Source organism: Nostoc parmelioides FACHB-3921 (assembly GCF_014696625.1).
Taxonomy (GTDB): Bacteria; Cyanobacteriota; Cyanobacteriia; order Cyanobacteriales; family Nostocaceae; genus Trichormus; species Trichormus parmelioides.
In genome coordinates, this window is sequence record NZ_JACJQL010000095.1 from 1 (window position 1) to 18,099 (window position 18,099).

At 40.7% G+C, this 18,099-nt stretch carries 16 protein-coding genes and 1 pseudogene; 12 read left to right on the plus strand and 5 right to left on the minus strand.

Annotated elements, in window-relative coordinates; genetic code table 11:
- Both H6G14_RS33410 and H6G14_RS30190 read left to right on the plus strand, forming a co-directional pair.
- On the plus strand, positions 1-206 hold a 206-nt coding region (locus H6G14_RS33410), incomplete at its 5' end, for a hypothetical protein (protein WP_206757622.1).
- 33 nt (positions 207-239) lie between these two features.
- Entirely contained in the window at positions 240-641 is a 402-nt protein-coding gene (locus H6G14_RS30190) for a ribosomal maturation YjgA family protein (RefSeq protein WP_190572316.1), read from the plus strand.
- A 13-nt stretch (positions 642-654) separates the two neighbouring features.
- Here the strand turns inward: H6G14_RS30190 and H6G14_RS30195 are convergent, their stop codons facing one another.
- The gene (locus H6G14_RS30195) at positions 655-1,881 is read right to left on the minus strand and encodes a PrsW family intramembrane metalloprotease (protein WP_242054119.1); all 1,227 of its coding nucleotides are present in this window, start codon (positions 1,879-1,881) and stop codon (positions 655-657) included.
- A 305-nt stretch (positions 1,882-2,186) separates the two neighbouring features.
- Here H6G14_RS30195 and H6G14_RS30200 point away from each other — a divergent pair, with 305 nt between their 5' ends.
- Together H6G14_RS30200 and H6G14_RS30205 are read left to right on the plus strand one after the other, a co-directional pair.
- Positions 2,187-3,581, plus strand: coding sequence for a DICT sensory domain-containing protein (locus tag H6G14_RS30200; protein WP_190572318.1), 1,395 nt, complete (start codon positions 2,187-2,189; stop codon positions 3,579-3,581).
- Positions 3,578-4,219: a pentapeptide repeat-containing protein gene (locus H6G14_RS30205; RefSeq protein WP_190572320.1), complete on the plus strand. Its 642-nt coding sequence runs from the start codon at positions 3,578-3,580 to the stop codon at positions 4,217-4,219. The genes H6G14_RS30200 and H6G14_RS30205 overlap by 4 nt, the downstream gene beginning before the upstream one ends.
- Positions 4,220-4,268: 49 nt before the next feature.
- Here the strand turns inward: H6G14_RS30205 and H6G14_RS30210 are convergent, their stop codons facing one another.
- Positions 4,269-4,526: a hypothetical protein gene (locus tag H6G14_RS30210; RefSeq protein ID WP_190572322.1), complete on the minus strand. Its 258-nt coding sequence runs from the start codon at positions 4,524-4,526 to the stop codon at positions 4,269-4,271.
- A 407-nt stretch (positions 4,527-4,933) separates the two neighbouring features.
- Between H6G14_RS30210 and H6G14_RS30215 the strand changes: the two genes are divergently transcribed.
- The 7 genes from H6G14_RS30215 (at position 4,934) to H6G14_RS30245 (ending at position 14,945) form a co-directional block, all read left to right on the plus strand.
- Positions 4,934-5,599 (plus strand): hypothetical protein, encoded by a 666-nt coding sequence (locus H6G14_RS30215; RefSeq protein ID WP_190572324.1) that lies wholly within the window; start codon positions 4,934-4,936, stop codon positions 5,597-5,599.
- A gap of 50 nt (positions 5,600-5,649) precedes the next feature.
- A complete protein-coding gene (locus tag H6G14_RS30220; RefSeq protein WP_190572326.1) occupies positions 5,650-7,623 on the plus strand; it encodes a P-loop NTPase fold protein in 1,974 nt (657 codons plus the stop codon).
- A gap of 2 nt (positions 7,624-7,625) precedes the next feature.
- Complete coding sequence (locus H6G14_RS30225) at positions 7,626-9,080, plus strand: DUF1802 family protein (protein WP_190572328.1); 1,455 nt, start codon at positions 7,626-7,628, stop codon at positions 9,078-9,080.
- 407 nt (positions 9,081-9,487) lie between these two features.
- Entirely contained in the window at positions 9,488-10,144 is a 657-nt protein-coding gene (locus tag H6G14_RS30230; RefSeq protein ID WP_190572330.1) for a Nif11-like leader peptide family natural product precursor, read from the plus strand.
- Positions 10,145-10,488: 344 nt separating this feature from the next.
- Complete coding sequence (locus H6G14_RS30235; RefSeq protein WP_190572332.1) at positions 10,489-12,000, plus strand: AAA family ATPase; 1,512 nt, start codon at positions 10,489-10,491, stop codon at positions 11,998-12,000.
- A gap of 126 nt (positions 12,001-12,126) precedes the next feature.
- Positions 12,127-12,609 (plus strand): SH3 domain-containing protein, encoded by a 483-nt coding sequence (locus tag H6G14_RS30240; RefSeq protein WP_190572334.1) that lies wholly within the window; start codon positions 12,127-12,129, stop codon positions 12,607-12,609.
- Between the two features lie 809 nt (positions 12,610-13,418).
- Positions 13,419-14,945 carry a peptidoglycan-binding domain-containing protein gene (locus H6G14_RS30245; RefSeq protein WP_190572335.1) on the plus strand — a complete coding sequence of 509 codons (1,527 nt, stop codon included), beginning with the start codon at positions 13,419-13,421 and terminating at the stop codon, positions 14,943-14,945.
- A gap of 156 nt (positions 14,946-15,101) precedes the next feature.
- Here H6G14_RS30245 and H6G14_RS30250 read toward each other — a convergent pair whose 3' ends face one another.
- A complete protein-coding gene (locus tag H6G14_RS30250; protein ID WP_190572336.1) occupies positions 15,102-15,593 on the minus strand; it encodes a hypothetical protein in 492 nt (163 codons plus the stop codon).
- A 209-nt stretch (positions 15,594-15,802) separates the two neighbouring features.
- Here H6G14_RS30250 and H6G14_RS30255 point away from each other — a divergent pair, with 209 nt between their 5' ends.
- Positions 15,803-16,372: a DUF2808 domain-containing protein gene (locus H6G14_RS30255; protein ID WP_190572337.1), complete on the plus strand. Its 570-nt coding sequence runs from the start codon at positions 15,803-15,805 to the stop codon at positions 16,370-16,372.
- Positions 16,373-16,568: 196 nt separating this feature from the next.
- Here the strand turns inward: H6G14_RS30255 and psbC are convergent, their stop codons facing one another.
- Together psbC and H6G14_RS30265 are read right to left on the minus strand one after the other, a co-directional pair.
- Positions 16,569-17,948, minus strand: coding sequence for a photosystem II reaction center protein CP43 (gene psbC, locus H6G14_RS30260; protein ID WP_190572338.1), 1,380 nt, complete (start codon positions 17,946-17,948; stop codon positions 16,569-16,571).
- Positions 17,932-18,099, minus strand: a pseudogene (locus H6G14_RS30265) (photosystem II D2 protein (photosystem q(a) protein)); the annotation flags it as partial. The pseudogene H6G14_RS30265 and the gene psbC, both read right to left, overlap by 17 nt.

Sequence of the window (18,099 nt, forward strand, 5' to 3'; positions counted from 1 at the left end):
CCTCTGGGTATGATTCTATTCTTTTTAAGGGGCTTGTCATTATTAATACTCGCTTTTCTAGCTCCTCTGTTTATTTTCCTATAAAATTTATTTTAAAGATAGGTCTAATGATGAATGTGCAAGGTAATTTGAAGAAGACTTTAGGCAACCTCTCTGGTTATGGACAATCTGTGGTGTCATTGTTAAAATTGGTCGATATCCTTTGAAAAGGAGAAATAATAGATTTTAAACTCTAAATAATGTCAATACTTACAAGCATTCGCTGGCGAACTATTCTTTCTCTAGCTATTGTTCTTTCTATTGGACTTTTATACAGCCACTATCGCCATTCTGTTTGGTGGTTGAATCAAGAGGTAGGAGGAATTTTTTATGAGATATTTTGGTGCTTGTTGGCCTTTTTATTTATTCCTACTCGTTGGGCAGTTTGGCAAATACCTTTATGGGTATGCTTAATCACTTGCTTGTTGGAGTTTATGCAACTGTGGAATCCACCCTCTTTAAATTGGGTGCGTTCGTTTTGGTGGGGAAGAATGTTAATTGGTAATGCTTTCACTTGGGCAGATTTCCCCTATTATTTTATTGGTAGTGGCTTGGGATGGCTGTGGTTGCGGCTAATATTTTGGGGAGCAAGGCTAAAATAATTTAGTAGTTTAGTTATTTGTTTTCAGAGTTATCTGGCTGTAATGCGGGTCTGTTTAGTTCGGCTTGCTGCATTTCTGCTACCATTTGTTGGCTGCGACGCAAATAAGCAACAAACAACAAAATCGTAAAGCTGATGATAATAAGACCAAGGATGCCATTGCTAAATGTGTTGTAAGCACCGTGTAACACAGCAGCCAAAGCTACGCCAATAAACATAATTGGTAGCTGTCGAGAACGGTTAATTGCTGCCAGCCCCAAAAAATAACCAACTATTCCAGCTAAAATGGCGTGGAACAAGGGTAGGGAGACAAAGCGAATAGTATTGACCAAAATGTAAGTGCCGAAACCTGATTGTCCTCTGACTAAGTTAAAGGCGTATAGTAAAGAGTAGGAACCACCTTCAGCGATCGCAAATCCTAATCCTGACATAGCCCCATAAAATGCCCCTGTCAGTGGTTCATTGAGTTTTCTGGGACGCAGCAAGAATAGATATACTGGCAAGGCTTTACAAATTTCCTCTAAGACTCCAACACCGAAAATAAAGCCAATTAATTGGGGAATAAGTCCTAAATTTGACTCTGTAGCGGCGTACAGTAACTGGAATAGGGGAAATTGTTGAATTAGCAATAGTAAAGGTATACCTACAATGGCAGTGAACACAACACATTTCAGTGTCTCTCGCCAAGAAAACCAAGCTGGCTTAATTAAATTGTATAAAACTACTCCCCAAATACTCGCGTAATAAATACCGAGTAACCAAGCAGTCTGTTCCAGACTACCAGAGTTAGCAATTAAGCCAATGCTTAGAGGAAATAGTCCGAAGAACAACAATATTTTAACCGTATTATTACTATATAGTTCGGCGCTAAAGACATCTTGGTAAGGAACTACAGAAGCAAATTTAAATGTTCGTAATGCTGCCAAAAATCTTGCATTTTCTGACTGTTGTCTGATTAGTGAAAAAGCTTCTTCCCAATCTGGAAAAGGTTCATTATTTCTCAGTCCATAAATTAGCACTGTAGTAATTAATGCAGGTTGCCACGTAGATAATTCCTGACGAATAAAAGTTACAGATGATGCTTTATCGGGAACCTGTTCAGACTCCAGTATCAACTGTAAACAACTATTTTTGATACTAGCTTTGACAGTGATGCCTTGCGGTTGAAAATATAAGCTCATCAATGAGGCGATCGCATTTATATCGCCTTGTTTAGCCAGTTGTAAATAGTCATTGGTCAAAAGTTATTCTCCTTTAATGCTTTCACGGGTTTGCTCGATAAGCTAATGCGCGCCTAAATTGCATAACTACTAATAAGGGTTGTTGACGGTTGACCGTTAACAGTCAGCAGTCAACCGTCAACAGCCTTCACGATGGATTATGCAACTTAAAAGCAGAATAGCTTACCCGTCTTTTTCCAGCAGTCGGATATCTGACAACTGACAGACAAAGCACAGTAAACTAGAAATTCAGAAGCATAAGTTTATCATCTCTGGATTAAACTCTGTTTTCCTTAGCGCCTTGGCGATTCATATAATCAAACCCCATGTTAGAAGGTTCAATTCTACAACAGCTAGAAGCGTCCCATCGCCACAGCACCAGACCAGTCCGATTTGGCGTATATTACAAAAATACCCTGGTTGCACTTTGTCATGCTTTAGAAGACCATATATTGGCGGATGATAATTCACCTTTGGTAATTACTGCCTTCCAACGGGGTAAGTGGTATTTGCAAGAGGCTGAAAGATATGCAGACATCGCTAAGTGCAGTCGCCAAATTGCTATTATGGCAGCACCGGATGCAGGCTTTGCTGAACATCCCACTAGCCAACTGCCGAATATTGATTTAGTGGCTTTAGATCCATCTGACCCAGTAGCTCAAGAATGGCATTTGATTATCTTGTCGCCTAAATACACGGCAATGGTACTTTGTCAAGAATTATCTGATGCTGATTATGGAGTAGGTGGCAGACCGGCTTCTGATGTAGAGCGTAAATTTTATGGCTTGTGGACTTTTGAGCCAGAATTAGTTAAAGAAACGGCAGAGTTGGCGATCGCCCATATTCAAAAATACAATCCAGAATTAGCAGCAAAACTCTTCATTCATACTCAGGGAATTGAGAGCGCTGTTAGCACCTCAGAAGACTTGAGTATAGTCGTCTCCCGCGTTGTAGATTACCTGCAAATAGGACAAGAGCAATTATCCATTCCAGCCGCCATGCGTCACCAAGCTTTAGATAGCAACTTGGTTTCCAACGAAATCCAGGCATTTCTGCGGATGGCACAACTGATGGATTTGGCTGATATCACTAATCCACAAGCTGCCACCGAAGTAGCAACTCTAGCAGAAACTTTGGCACAGCTTTTGGATTTACCCGCATGGCAGATTAAAAGATTAAAATTAGCAGGATTATTGCACCGTATAGATCCACTGCAAAAAGCAGAAAGTATTTTTACACCTGGAACTGCTACTCACCACCAAGAATCAGCCCCCAGTTGTCCATTAACTTGCTCCTTAGTCCCTGGAGCGCAAGCATTACGCAAAATGTCAAGATTACGGGCAGTAGCTCAAATTATTACTCATCAAACTGAGTGGTGGGATGGGACGGGGGAACCTGCGGGTTTAGCTGGTGATGAAATTCCTTTAGAGTCGAGAATTTTGGCTTTAGTCGCAGACTTTCAGTGGCAAGTTAACCAAAAAAGAGCCGCTAGTGAAAATCGGCAAGAAATATTTGTGCAAGCCTTGGAAGAATGCCGACAACAAGCAAACCGCTTTGACCCTAAACTAATAGATGCCCTATTTTTATTAGTCATGGGTTTGCAACAAGGACTCGACCTACCCCTAATGACACCAAAAGTCAGCACGGGTATGTGGCTACTTGATTCCCGATGGGATAGCCAAAGCAAGACTAGTGAGGAGATGAGTAGTTACCCGCAATGAATATTGACGCTATTAAACTAGGACAACTCAAACAACTGCCAGGGGCGAATTTAGAAGATGAGGAACTTTCTCAACTGGATTTAAGCCGCATCAATTTAGCTGGCGCTCACCTTGTGGGTACTAACTTTACTCGCTCTAAACTTGAAGGTGGGCATTTAGAGGGCGCTAATTTGATGGGCGCAACCCTCCAAGAAACTGACTTGCGGGCGAACTTGATGGGATCCAATTTGATGCAGGCAGATTTAACAGGGGCAGATTTGCGTGGTAGTAATTTGCGTGGTGCGAACCTCATGGGGGCTAGACTTAGTGGTGTAGCTTTGGCTGGTGCTTTCTTGAGTGGCGCTAATTTAATGAACGTCAATCTACAAGGCGTTGATTTACGGGGCGCTGACTTACGAGGGGTTAACCTGACTGGTGCAAACCTGAAAGGCGCAGACTTAAGCCGTGCTGATTTGCAAGGGGCTTTATTAAGTGAAGCGAATCTCGAAGAAGCCGACTTACGGGGGACAAATCTAGCGGGAGCGAATTTAACTGGAGCTAACTTACTCTGTGCAGAGTTAGAAGGTGCAAATTTACAAGGTGTGAATATAGATAAAGCTTGTTTGGTAGGGACAATATTAGAAATTGGTAATGGGTAATAGGTAATTGGTGATTGGTTTTTACCATTACCCATTCTCACGGTTGAGATTATTCGTCCTCGTCTTCGTCGTCATAGCGGTCTCTGCGAGAACGGCCAGAGTACTCCTCTTCATCTTCTTCGTCTTCATAACGGTCATCGCGGGAGCGGCGGACATTGCCAGAATACTCCTCTTCATCTTCTTCATCTTCATAACGATCATTGCGGGAGGGGCGATCGCTATCTCCTCTACGTTCCCGATAACCACGTTCTTCGTCTCTAGAACCGCCCATCAATTCTTTCGCTTTGCGGAAAAAATCACCCACCATAATTTATCTCCTGGAGAAATTCTGTCTGAGGACGTTTAACTGTTGTATATGGTGAGCTGATTTGTTATATATTCCGTCATACCTGTGAGAGACATTGCGATCGCTCCAAAGAAATAGGCTTGCGGTTAGTAAGCACAAAAATATGTAGGGAGAAATTAGGAGCGCATTGAAACCTTAATTTCTAAGAAGATATCCTGTGGCCTTTATTCTTAAGTAAGTTATCAGAAAATTTGTGTTATTAAATACATAAAAAAATACATACAGTTAATAAAAAGATTTGTTTTATCGAACAAAACAGCTATTTTTCGTAAAAAATAGAGAGATTTTTCAATGGTACTTAAGCCAAGTGTGTAAGAAAAAGCAAATTATAATAATGTAATCATCACCAGTTAAACAGGCTACATCACATGGGTTCGGGTAAAGATAGTTTACAGCTTGCCAAAACTAAAACTCGTCTTCTGCTGGCTTTGTGGGATTTGGGGGGAACGCAGCAAGAAGTAAAGAAGAGACAGATAAGCGACAAAATGAAATCTAAGGGCAAGAATATTACAGGTTATCCAGGCATATTAGAAGAATTGCAAAAAGACGGAGCAATAACAATTTCTAAGCAAGGATACTCTCTAACATCACCCAAAGGTTTAGAAGTGTTAGGTGAGAGTTTGCGGAGTAGCGAGTTTAAGTTTGAGGGGACTATTGTTGGTACTTGGGCGGCAAATGCGTTGGTGAAGTGGATTAGTCAGATTGATGTTGCTGTAGTTAAAACATCTGTACCAGTTAATGGAAAGGGTGCGATCGCTTCTTATGAAGAGTTTAAGTCAGTGGTGTTGGAAGTCTACGACAAGTTAAACCAAAACTATAACTTGAATGATTTAGTACCAATTTATCGCATTAGGAGAGAAATAGGCGATCGCGTAAGTCGAGATAATTTCCATGAGTGGCTGCTGGAAGTACAGGCTAACGACATTTTTCAGTTGATTGCTGGGGAAATACCAGACTTCACTTCTGATAAACGTGAAGATTCAATCACTATCCCTGGAGTAGGATTGCGCTCTTACGCCAAGCGATTGAGTTAATCAGATTGCCACTAATCGTCCTGCACTACCTCACACTTTAAAGAATCATTATGACGAATTATTCTACGTCTTCTATAGAAGCCGTTAATGCGGCTATTCAAAGTCACAATCCATTTACTAATGCCGGTATTGTCAAAGAACAGGATATTTGGAAAAAGAAATCCCCAGACGTACCTACTTTAAATGCTCATGCGTCCGATGCGGTTTTTCAGGCAATTGAATTCGTGCGAACAAGTCAATCTAGTCAAGACAAAGTGACCTCAATTGCCATAACTGCACAACAAGGTGTTGGTAAAACTCACCTCCTCAGCCGTATTCGTCATCAGCTGGAAAAAGAAGGTGGTGCCTTATTCGTCTATGCAGGTGGAAATAACTATACAGACTTAAATTTGATTAAGTATCAATTTCAACAAACTTTAGCAGATAGTCTAAGCAAAACTGGCAGTCAGTTGGTTATGCAATGGCAGGAAGTAGCGGCAGCCATAGCAAACGAAGGTAGAGGTGAAAATTTACCCAGTCCAATAGAGTTAGTCGAAAAGTTTGACCAAGCCTATACAAATAGTTTGACTAAGAATAAAAACTTAATGAATGCTCTGCAAAGACAAGCTCTTAAAAATAAACCCGATGCAGATCCATATATCCTGCGGGCTATTTTGTGGACGCTTTCAGAAACACAAGTACCTTTTGCAATTAAATGGCTTTCTGGTGAAGAGTTAGCTCAATTCAATGCAGATGAATTGGGGTTGCCTAATCCTAGCAAAACAAATCAAGATAGAGAAGCTGAAGCTCTCAAAAATATTCAGCAAATCTTGAATTTGGTTAGTTTCTATAACCCAGTTGTTATTTGTTTTGACGAAATAGATGTTAAAAACAATTCTACTGAAGATGGACTGCCTACAGAAAGCGTGATTGCTAATTTTGTAAAGATTCTCCATGATACTCTTGAAAATTCTGAGCTTAGTCAAGGCGTGGTTATTCTCACAGTAATGCTGCCCGAAACATGGAGAGATAAAGTAAATTCCATTCCAGGCGGTACGCCCGATAGGATTTCAAAATATACACAACGAAAACCAATAGAACTAAAATACGTTAGTGGCGATTCTATGGTTGAATTAGTTACTGTTTGGCTGCAAAATTATTATAAGTCAAAAAATTTAATTCCTCCTCATCCACTCTACCCTTTTGAAGAAAACAAATTAAGAGAATATGGCAAAGTCAATAAACCAAGTGTAAGAGAAGCTCTACGATGGTGTGCAGATAATTTTAAGATTGATGAAGAGCCACTACCTTCTGATCCTTTTGAAAGGTTTGAACTAGCCTTAAAAAGGGAAGGCGAGGTAAAAACTGAAGATTTTCTAGAAGATAGTCCCCTAATTGCTGAAGCTCTCTGTTTCGGTTTTTATACTTTGAAAGGGCAGACTATAGAAGGAGTATTAATTGAAGAAATTACAAGCGATATCCAACCTAAATCACAAAATAGTCCTAGATCACTAGATAAAAAATTCATCAATTTCAAAATTATTGGTAGTGAAAATGGACAATCAGTAAAAGTAGGCGTTTCTGTAATACAGTACTCTCAATTTACATTAACAGCAGCATTAAAACGTTTAATTGATTATGAAACATTTGAACTCACTCGTGGTTGTTTAGTTCGTTCGCGATCAATGATAGAACAAATGAAAAAAACATCAGAAGCATATAAATTGCTTAACGAACTCATATCAGAAAAAGGAGGAGAACACGTAGATTTGATAGAAGAACAAATTCGCCCACTTATAGCAATTTTATCTGTTTATCAGAAACGTCTGAACTATCAGTTAACGGAGGAGTATATTTTTGATTTTATTACTAAAAATAAGATTACGTCCGATAATCTCTTGCTTCGAGAAATTTTAAGTAATCCATCTGGTAATATGCCTGTTGTTGTTGATGAAGAAGACAATGAAGTAATAGATGAATTATTTCACTCCTTGAATACAGCTACAACAGAGAAATCAGACGAATTGAGTGAGTTATTCAACTAAGTATGAATAACTCAATTGTAATTTATAACGCCTTATCTCTACCTGCTCCTGATGTTGAAGCTTTAATACAAGGGCGAATGATTGCAGCCATGCCTCAAAAGTTAATCAATTCGGGGCAAAATTTTGCTTTATATTCAACAAGTTTATCCACTAACTTGCTTCCTAAAGAAGAGCAATATCAATCAAATTTTTTACCATTTGTACAAGCACTAATAAATGACATAGATTCTGAAAAATCTGTAATTAAAGCTTGGGCAAGATGTGAATGGTGTCAAATGTTAGATAAATCAAAGTCATTAAAGTCTATATCTTGTTTAACGATATGGACTACAGAAGCATTAGAGGTAATTCTTGCACAAAGACCTTATATTTTTTTGGCTTACCTACGCGTATACTTACTATCAGAACCACAAGAAATTGATATACAAAATCAAAGCCGTCACTTTGTACCGTTGCCAAGTTCCCTGACTGTGACTGAAGATAATCCAGTATTAAGCGATCGCATCTTCGCGCAACGCAGACAGCAACTAGAAAAGCTAGAACCCCCACAGCATCCAGAATTAGAAGAATTGCAGAGTGCTTTAACACAAATCTCTAATACCAACCCAGCCGCTAAAGAATTAGACGATGATATCCGAAAATTACTTGGTTGGAGTAGTGATAAACCCGAAATTACACTAGATTCAGATTTAGCGTGGATTGAAAAAATTGCTGAAGTGGGAAATTCTAGCGACGGGCAGACATTTGAAAAATTAGTGCGTCGAGGATTATTAAAATTAGGCTTCACTGGTTCAGGAATGAATCCAGATGCAACTGGCGGAGCCGGAGGTATGGATTTTTATGCTGAAGCACCTTTTCCCATCGTAGGAGAATGCAAAGCAACTAAAACAGAAAAAGTTTCTGATGGTACACCCGCACAATTACTAAAAATAGGTTTAAATCATCTAGGTAAATTCCAGTATGAAAACGCAATTAAATTAATTGTTGCTTCTGGAGAATTAAATAACTTCGCCTTAAGAACCGCTACCGAACACCAAATGAATGTAATTCGCCCTGAAACATTACAGAAACTAGTTGAACTACAAACACACCATAAAAACTCTATCAATTTGTTAGAACTGAAAGAGTATTTACGAAAAGCTCCCTTTGGTTTAGCTGACGATAAAGTTAATTCTTATATTGATAAAGTTGGACAGAATATTAAATTGCGATCGCACATTATCCAAGTACTAAGAAATTACCTTGAACTAACCAAATACGAACGTGCTGGAGTTGAGGCACTTCATGCAGCATATATAACCTCTAATCCTCCTCAGCCTTTGGAATCTAAAGAACTGCACGAGATTTTAATAGAACTTTCATCACCGTTAACAGGTTATTTAGGAAGAATTAAAGGTAGTGATTGGAGGAATGATCGCTTTTACTACCTCCGCGATTTACCAATAAACTCAAAGTAGTACCCTATATTAATTTTACTTGTGTGTCTCTGTGGTTAGTTTTCAACTACAGAGATATTTTGCATCTACAGACAAATCATAGTGGAAAATTAGCGATCGCCTCTATTACCCCCACAATTTACCAATCAGATTTTATTTCAGCAAATACTAAATAAGTTGTACAAATATTGCGATACATTTTCATAATGTTACTTTTTTTAACAGCATAAGATTTGCGATCGCTGATGATTTTTTCTCAGTAGTATTTTTCTATTAGCTATAATTTTTACAAAAAAATATACTTATACTCTGTGTGCTGTTTCTCACAGAAGAAGTTTTGTGAATACTGTCGAATAACAGCGTTTACCATTACTACACTGATACTTAATAATACTTTTCCAAAAATTCAAGGAAAGGAATCATAAATTATGTATTACCAGATATGGAATTTCTTCTTGAAAGACGAACAATATAATTTTTGGAAAGATAAAATAAATCTTTATGAAAGTCCCAATAAATTAACATGGCAAACAGTTATTGATTTTTTTGCTTTTGTAGAGCAAAACTTTTTATTAAAAAATCAATTAGGCGAAGTTGATACCCTGGAAGGGTTTATTAACTTAGTAGTAGATAATGGATATTGCTTAAAAGCAGAAGAAATTGCTTGGTTCCTCGTTACCAGAAAGCAGATTTGGAATTTATTTGATTTAGCGCAAAAAACACCTTTGCTCAAAGATAAATTACTATCAGCTAAAAATCCACAACAGTTTACCAAAGTAGCGGCTGATTATGGCTATCACTTTTCTGTAGATGAATTAGCTTGGTTATTAACTGAAATTAAATCATCTCCTGAGCTAGTATCTATCAACAATAGCGTTGGGGAAATTTTAACTGTATCCAGCTACGGAAAAATCGAAATAGGATACTGGATTTGGTTAGCAGAAGATTGGGGAATTGTGCCACCATTCTGTCATAGAGTCCAACCAGGCACTTTCTTATCCCAATATATTGATAATCCTTTCTTACCTGATCGCTGTTTTTTACCCAAGAGCTACTTTAAGCAGCAACTTGTTATTAGTCATTAGTCAAGTCGCTTCTCTACGAGACGCTACGCGAACGCTCCAATTCAAAATTCAAAATACCCTTCGGGAAGGCTGCGCCAACAAAATTCAAAATTAAAGACCCCCCGGATTTATCCGTGGGCTTGAATTAATGTTGTTTCACTTCTTTTTTTCGCCATAAATAAATTTAGGGGCTTGTATCCTTTTTTTGTTCGGTCATTAGTCAGTTGTCGGTTGTCAGTTGTCATTGCTTACTATATCTTTTCCCCAATCCCCCCACTCAGCACTAGATCGCATGATTAAATGGGATTTTGGTTAAAGAAAGTTGTACATTGCCATCAAGAGCAACTAACCAATAACCCCTAGATATGAACTTCCGTGACGAGTTTAAACTGCTGCTGAGAGCGCGTTATCCGTTAATTTACATACCTACCTATGAAGAAGAACGGGTAGAAACCGCTATCCGTGAAGAAGCAGCCAATCAAGGTAATCGCCCAGTATATACTTGGGATTTTGTCGATGGCTACCAAGGTAATCCCAATGATGCGGGGTTTGGGCGGCGTAATCCCCTGCAAGCTTTAGAATTTTTAGAAAAAATACCAGCATCAGCACCAGCAGTCATTATTTTGCGAGATTATCATCGATTTTTAGATGATGTGGCGATCGCTCGCAAACTCCGCAACCTGGCGAGACTGCTGAAATCCCAACCGAAAAATATTGTCTTATTATCGCCGCGCATCGCTATTCCTGACGATTTAACCGAAATCTTAACGGTTGTCGAGTTCCCCTTACCTAATGCTCCAGAAATTAAAGTAGAGATTGAACGTTTACTGCAAGCCACTGGTAATTCCCTCTCTGGAAAAATTACCGATGATTTGGTGCGTTCTTGCCAAGGGTTATCAATGGAAAGGATTCGGCGGGTTTTAGCGAAAGCGATCGCTACCCACGGAGAATTGCAACCAGAAGACGTAGATTTAGTTTTGGAGGAAAAGCGCCAAACTATCCGCCAAACCCAAATCCTGGACTTTTACCCAGCCACCGAGCAGATTTCTGATATAGGAGGACTAGATAACCTCAAAGATTGGTTATTACGCCGTGGTGGTTCCTTTAGCGATCGCGCCCGCCAATATGGATTACCTCACCCACGGGGTTTATTATTAGTGGGGATTCAAGGTACTGGTAAATCTTTAACAGCAAAAGCGATCGCTCATCATTGGCATTTACCTTTACTACGCCTGGATGTCGGACGATTATTTGGCGGTTTGGTGGGTGAATCAGAATCCCGCACCCGGCAAATGATTCAAGTCGCAGAAGCCCTTGCACCTTGTGTTCTCTGGATTGATGAAATCGACAAAGCTTTTTCTGGACTGGGTAGTAAAGGTGATGCGGGAACTACTAGCCGCGTCTTCGGCACATTTATCACCTGGCTAGCCGAAAAAACTTCCCCAGTGTTCGTTGTCGCCACCGCCAATAACATCCAAGCTTTACCGCCAGAAATGTTGCGTAAAGGTCGGTTTGATGAAATTTTCTTTGTTGGGTTACCCAGTCAAGAAGAAAGAAAAGCCATTTTTAATGTTCATTTATCCCGACTGCGCCCCCACAATTTGAAAAATTATGACATTGAGCGTTTAGCATACGAAACGCCAGATTTTTCAGGGGCAGAAATCGAGCAAACTTTAATAGAAGCAATGCACATCGGCTTTAGTCAAAACCGAGATTTCACTACCGACGATGTTTTAGAAGCGGCTAGTCAAATCATACCCCTAGCTAGAACGGCTGTAGAGCAGATTCAAGAACTACAAGAATGGGCAGCAGCCGGGAGAGCGCGTCTAGCCTCAAAACAAAGCCCCTTAAGTGACAGCTTCGGCAAGCTACGCTAACACTTTCAGCGTCAGTTGCCATAATTAATTTGTGCAAAGTCAATAGTCTCAAGTCTCAAACTGTTGACTATTGACTAATGACTAATGACCATTGACTATTGACTATTGGTAATGAGGTTTTAAATTATGTTTTCTGCCTTGCTTAAGTTCATACTGGGAATATTATTAGCGATCGCAGTTTTATTAGGTAGCGGCGTTGCGGTTGGACTCTATTTCATGAATAGAACCGCCATACCACCGACCAAGCCCATATATGCTAATGATACTCCTGCCCTCAAAGACCCCGATAGCAAAAAGAATAAGATAGAACCCATCTCCACACCTGAAACTAAAACCGAAACGACTCCTACTCCCAGTGCATCGCCCACAGAAACAGAAAAGCCATTGCCAAAAGGTGCTTATAAAGGGCGTATTACATGGCCTCAAGGCGTAAGCTTGCGGGCTGAACCAACTCAAGAGTCTGAACGAGTGGGAGGCGCTGGTTTTGACGAAAAAATTATTGTCTTAGAAGAAAACCCAGATAAACTTTGGAAAAAGGTTCGCGTTGAAAGCACCAAACTAGAGGGCTGGACAAAAGTAGGAAATATTGAACGAGTGGATGAAGAATAATTCAAAACGTCAAAAATTCTACATATTAATAATTAGACCACTACCAATCATTTTTTTAGGGTGCGTTGTCAAATAACGCAACGCACAATCCAAGATTTTTGGACTTTTGTGTATACCGTAACTCCAAAATGGACAGAAGCCTGAAAACCAACATTCCCTGACTCAGGAAAAAGCTAGTACCGCAAGGCGGAATTCAAAATTCAAAATTCAAAATTCAAAATGAATACAGCGTAAGCGTTTCGTTAGTTTAGAATGGTCTGCTTATTTACGCTGTGCTGTACTAGGAGGATGAGGTTTTTAAGATTTTGGTGTTAATAATAATCCCTTACAGGGCTGAATTTCCCGCAACCCACTGGCTAGCCTACAGAAAGGCTACCTCGTTGCGTAACATTCCGCAGGAAAGGCTGTGCCAACAAAATACAAAATTAAAAAATCCAGATTTTAAATATAGCTGTAGCCCAATTTTGTAGAACATCAAGCGAAGATAAAACCCTGACAGTGAAAAAGCAGGAGGAAACCTTCTCCCTATCTCCCCGCCCCTGCTTCTTTCGGTCAACACTCAACTGTCAACAGCTATACAGAATTTTAGTGAATTGGTATCACACTGAGAAAGTGGTATATTTTTCTCTAGGCGATACGCGCAGACATAGTAAATCTCTATAAATGCCAGTTAACAGCAGTGTAATAAGTTCACACATTATTAAGTAACTTTGCTGAATAACTGGAAAATAATCTGATCGTTGTGATTCTAATTCTTAAACCAACCCTGATCAGAGAATCCTTCTACCACGAAAAAAAGCAGGACATCTATGGACACCATCAGTTATTCCCATCTTGCTTCTATTTATGAGGCATCAGAAGATATAGAATTTATTCCTATCAAAGTTAATCTAAAATTTTGCCAATGGCCAAAGTTTTCTAGCAGTGCGGCAATCAAGTTGTTATCTGTAGCCCTGAGTATAAGTATCTTGAGTGTGGCTGGAGAAGCTTTAGCATTACAAAAAGTAGGCAGTACTGGTTCAGAAGTTGCCGAAATCCAAAGATGTTTAAAAAAATTAGGCTTTTTCAATGGCCCCGTGAATGGCAGATTTGCTAGCATCACCCGTAGCGGTGTTATTGGTTTTCAACGCGCTAATAGACTTGCGGCTGATGGTGTTGTAGGTGGTGGGACACAAAGAGCTTTACAAAGAGCCTGTCGTTCTGCAACTCCTGGAGCTATCAGTCGTGGTGACTTGCGGCTAGGTAGCAGAGGAGCAGCAGTTTCCCAATTACAGCAAAATTTGCGGCGGTTGCGTTACTTTAACGGCCCCAACACTGGCTATTTTGGCTCAGAAACTCAGCAAGCAGTCATCAGATTTCAACGTGCCAATCGTATAGGCGCTGATGGTATTGTTGGTAGTCAAACTGCACAAGCCATCAGAAATGCGGCAACTGGTAGCGCAGGTGTTGAATCTCCAGTACTTTCAGAAGGTAGTACTGGCCAAGCTGTCACTAGACTGCAACAGCGTTTACGTCAGTTGGGTTATTTCAGCCCTAATCCTACAGGCAATTTTCGCGGTATCACTAGAGATGCTGTCATGGCATTTCAACGCAATGCAGGTTTACCTATTACCGGAGTTGTCAATCAACAAACTTGGAATGCTTTAGGTGGTGTTGCTCAAGCTCCCAATAGACCGGGTTTATCGACTCCACAGGTGAGAGATTTGCAGCAACGTCTACGGGATTTGGGTTATTTTAATGGCAATCCCACCGGCTCCATTGGTGCAATGACAAGGGATGCAATTGTCCGCTTTCAGCGTGACTATCGACTCACAGCCGATGGCATTGCTGATGTGCAGATTTTACAGGCAGTTAGCCGGGTCTGGGAAGATAGATATGCTAATCAGCCCAATAGAAACTTACTCACTGTAGGCGATCGCGGCAACAATGTGAGAGCAGTCCAACAGCGTTTAACTCAGCTGGGCTTTTTTACTGGCAGTCTCGATGGTTATTTTGATGAATACACCAGAGCATCTGTAGCCTCATTCCAGCAATATTATCAACTGAATCCCACTGGTAACGTTGATTCGCAAACTTGGCAAGCGCTCAACATTAACGGTTCGCCCATCGCCGAGATTTCTTACAATTCTGGTAATAATCGCTATGTGGTCATAGTGCCTATTAGTAATGGCGGAACTCTCAACCAAGTGCGCCGTTACGTACCTAGTGCTTACACATCTAGATCCAATTTAGGAACTTTTGTCAATGCTGGAACTTATAGCGATCGCTCTTCCGCAGAACAAATGTCTAGGATGTTACGTTCTAATGGCTTAGACGCAAGAGTACAGTATTTTTAATAGTTGAGGACTGACAGTTAACTGTCAGTCCTCAACAAACCATACAAGTGACTATGTAATTTAAAAGTGCAATAGCTGATCAACATTCACGAGTTCAATCTCATTTGGCTTCAGGACTTTTTGCCTGGAGTTCATCTATTTTTTAGGGACGACTCTCTAACTTTGCTGTTGCCAGCACCAATTAAAAAGTGCGCCACCTACAACTAATTTCACTACCTCTAGTATAAAGTAACCACCGTGTAGTAAATTCATCGTTGCTGGAACAGTAGATTCTGTTGCAAATAGATTGAGATTAACTCCAATTGCCGACATTTGCGGAGTAAAAAAATAAGTATTGAGGAGAGCGATCGCCAACAGCATAACGCCGATAATTGTCATGTTCACGTTCCAATGTACGTGAGTCTTTCTCCAAACCAGTATCCCAGTCAATACTACAGCCGCAGATAACAATTCTAAGCGATTAAAAATCCAAAAAATTGCATACCCTGCTGTAGTAAAACCCTCTTGCAACATCATCCCTGACAGGTAAAGACTAGGCATAATTACCCAATCCAAAACTAGGCTAGCACTTAGCCAGAAGCCGAGAGCAAACAAGATAGCAGTTTGCCAACTCGGATGCTTGAATTCAACTTTAGAAATAGCATTCATAAGAATAATTGCTGGGTTTGTATGTTTAGTTTCTAACTTTCATAGTAACTCTGACAATAGATATCAATTATCTTTTACAAAACATTTGTATTTTTAAGTAACAATATTTGTTCTAGTAATTTATTAATAATAAATGTTAAGTTTATGGGCTAATTATTGAGCTATTGAGCAAGTATAATTACTATCTGATTGGTCAAACAAGCTGAGTCATGCACCTTAAAGTATTATTGAGTACAGCGATCGCCAGTTTAGCAATACTCAATGGATCTACCATCCCACCTAGTCAAGCAATTCAGCTGCAAGATGGTACAGTTTATTTTGTCCAACCACCACGCCTTGTGGAAGCTGTAACCACATATAATCAGGTTAATGTCTGGGGCGCAACCTATTATTTCACCGTCAACTTGCCAGAAAACGCGAGTGAACCCTTACAAAAAATCACAATTAACCAGCATCAGGGCGTAGATAATATTCGCTTCGACCTAAAAAATAGCTTTGCTTTTGAAGGTACACGCTCTCGTAAAGGCCAGGGGATAGAATTAAAAGATGCGGCTGATAATCGTCAAACCAGAACAGTATCCCTAATATTTGACCCGCCAGTATCTCCAGGTAAAACCATCACCATCGGCTTGAAACCTTGGCAAAATCCAACCATATCAGGAGTATATCTATTTGGGGTTACAGCTTTTCCAGCAGGAGAAAAAACTCACAGCCAATTCCTCGGTTTTGGTAGATTGCATTTTTACAATCACAGTAGCGGCCATTTCCCTTTTTGGTAAGTCATTATCCGTGGGTGTAAGGGTGTAAGGGTTTTAAACATTCATAATCCTGTATCCTTCTATATTCTTTTCCTTGCACCCAATCCCCAATCCCCAAAACCCTTGTTAGTGTTTATCCATAATTAAAAAAAGCTCTTGCTGTTACACAAGAGCCTAAAAAGCGTTTGATTGTCAGTGATGAAATAAGATTTGCAGCCTAGTCAAGGTCACCCATAGACATTGCTGGTTCATTCTCACGGTCGATACCCTTCTCAAAACCACCAGCAGCAGCGCGAGCGCGTCCAGCGTGCCACAAGTGACCAATTAAGAAGAAGAATCCTAACACGAAGTGAGAAGTAGCCAACCACGCACGAGGAGAGACGTAGTTGAAGGAGTTAATTTCTGTAGCTACGCCGCCCACAGAGTTCAAAGAACCTAGAGGAGCGTGGGTCATGTATTCAGCCGCGCGACGTGCTTGCCAAGGCTGAATATCATTCTTGATTTTGTCGAGGTCAAGACCGTTAGGGCCACGTAGAGGCTCTAACCAAGGGCCTTGGAAGTCCCAGAAGCGCATGGTTTCACCACCAAAGATGATTTCACCAGAAGGAGAGCGCATCAAGTATTTACCCAGACCTGTAGGGCCTTGGGCAGAACCAACGTTAGCACCTAAGCGTTGGTCACGAACCAAGAAGGTCAAAGCTTGAGCTTGAGAAGCTTCAGGGCCAGTAGGACCGAAGAATTCGCTGGGGTAAACAGTGTTGTTATACCAAACCATACAGGAAGCGATAAAGCCCATTAAGGACAAAGCGCCTAAGCTGTAGGAAAGATATGCTTCACCAGACCAGATGAACGCACGACGCGCCCAACCGAAAGGCTTTGTGAAGATGTGCCAAATACCACCAGAAATACAAATTAAAGCGATCCAGATGTGTCCGCCAATGACATCTTCCATGTTATTAACGCTAACAATCCAACCTTCGCCACCGAAGGGGGATTTAAGCAAATAACCGAAGATCACAGCTGGGTTCAGTGTGGGATTAGTAATCACACGTACATCACCACCACCAGGGGCCCAGGTGTCATAGACACCACCAAAGAACATTGCTTTCAATACCAACAGCAACGCACCACATCCCAGGATGATTAGGTGGAAGCCAATGATATTGGTCATCTTGTTCTTGTCTTTCCAGTCATAACCAAAGAAAGAAGAGTACTCTTCCAAGGTTTCTGGGCCACGAACGGCATGGTAGATACCACCAAAGCCTAGTACAGCAGAAGAAATCAGGTGAAGTACACCGACAACAAAGTAGGGGAAGGTGTCGATAACTTCACCACCAACGCCAACGCCCCAACCAAGGGTAGCGACGTGAGGTAACAGGATTAAACCCTGCTCGTACATTGGTTTTTCCGGAACAAAGTGAGCGACTTCAAATAAAGTCATTGCTCCTGCCCAGAATACAATCAAGCCAGCATGAGCAACGTGAGCGCCCAGCAGTTTACCGGATAAGTTAATTAGGCGCGCATTACCAGACCACCAAGCAAAACCGGATGATTCTTGGTCGCGTCCGCCACCTAAGGTATTAGAGAGCGTTACCACGTGGTAGTACCTCTTCGGGGAATACAAATTTTTCGTGAGGCTGATCTTGAGGAGCCATCCAAGCGCGGATACCCTCGTTCAGCAAAATGTTCTTGGTATAGAAGGTTTCAAATTCTGGGTCTTCTGCTGCCCGTAATTCCTGGGAAACGAA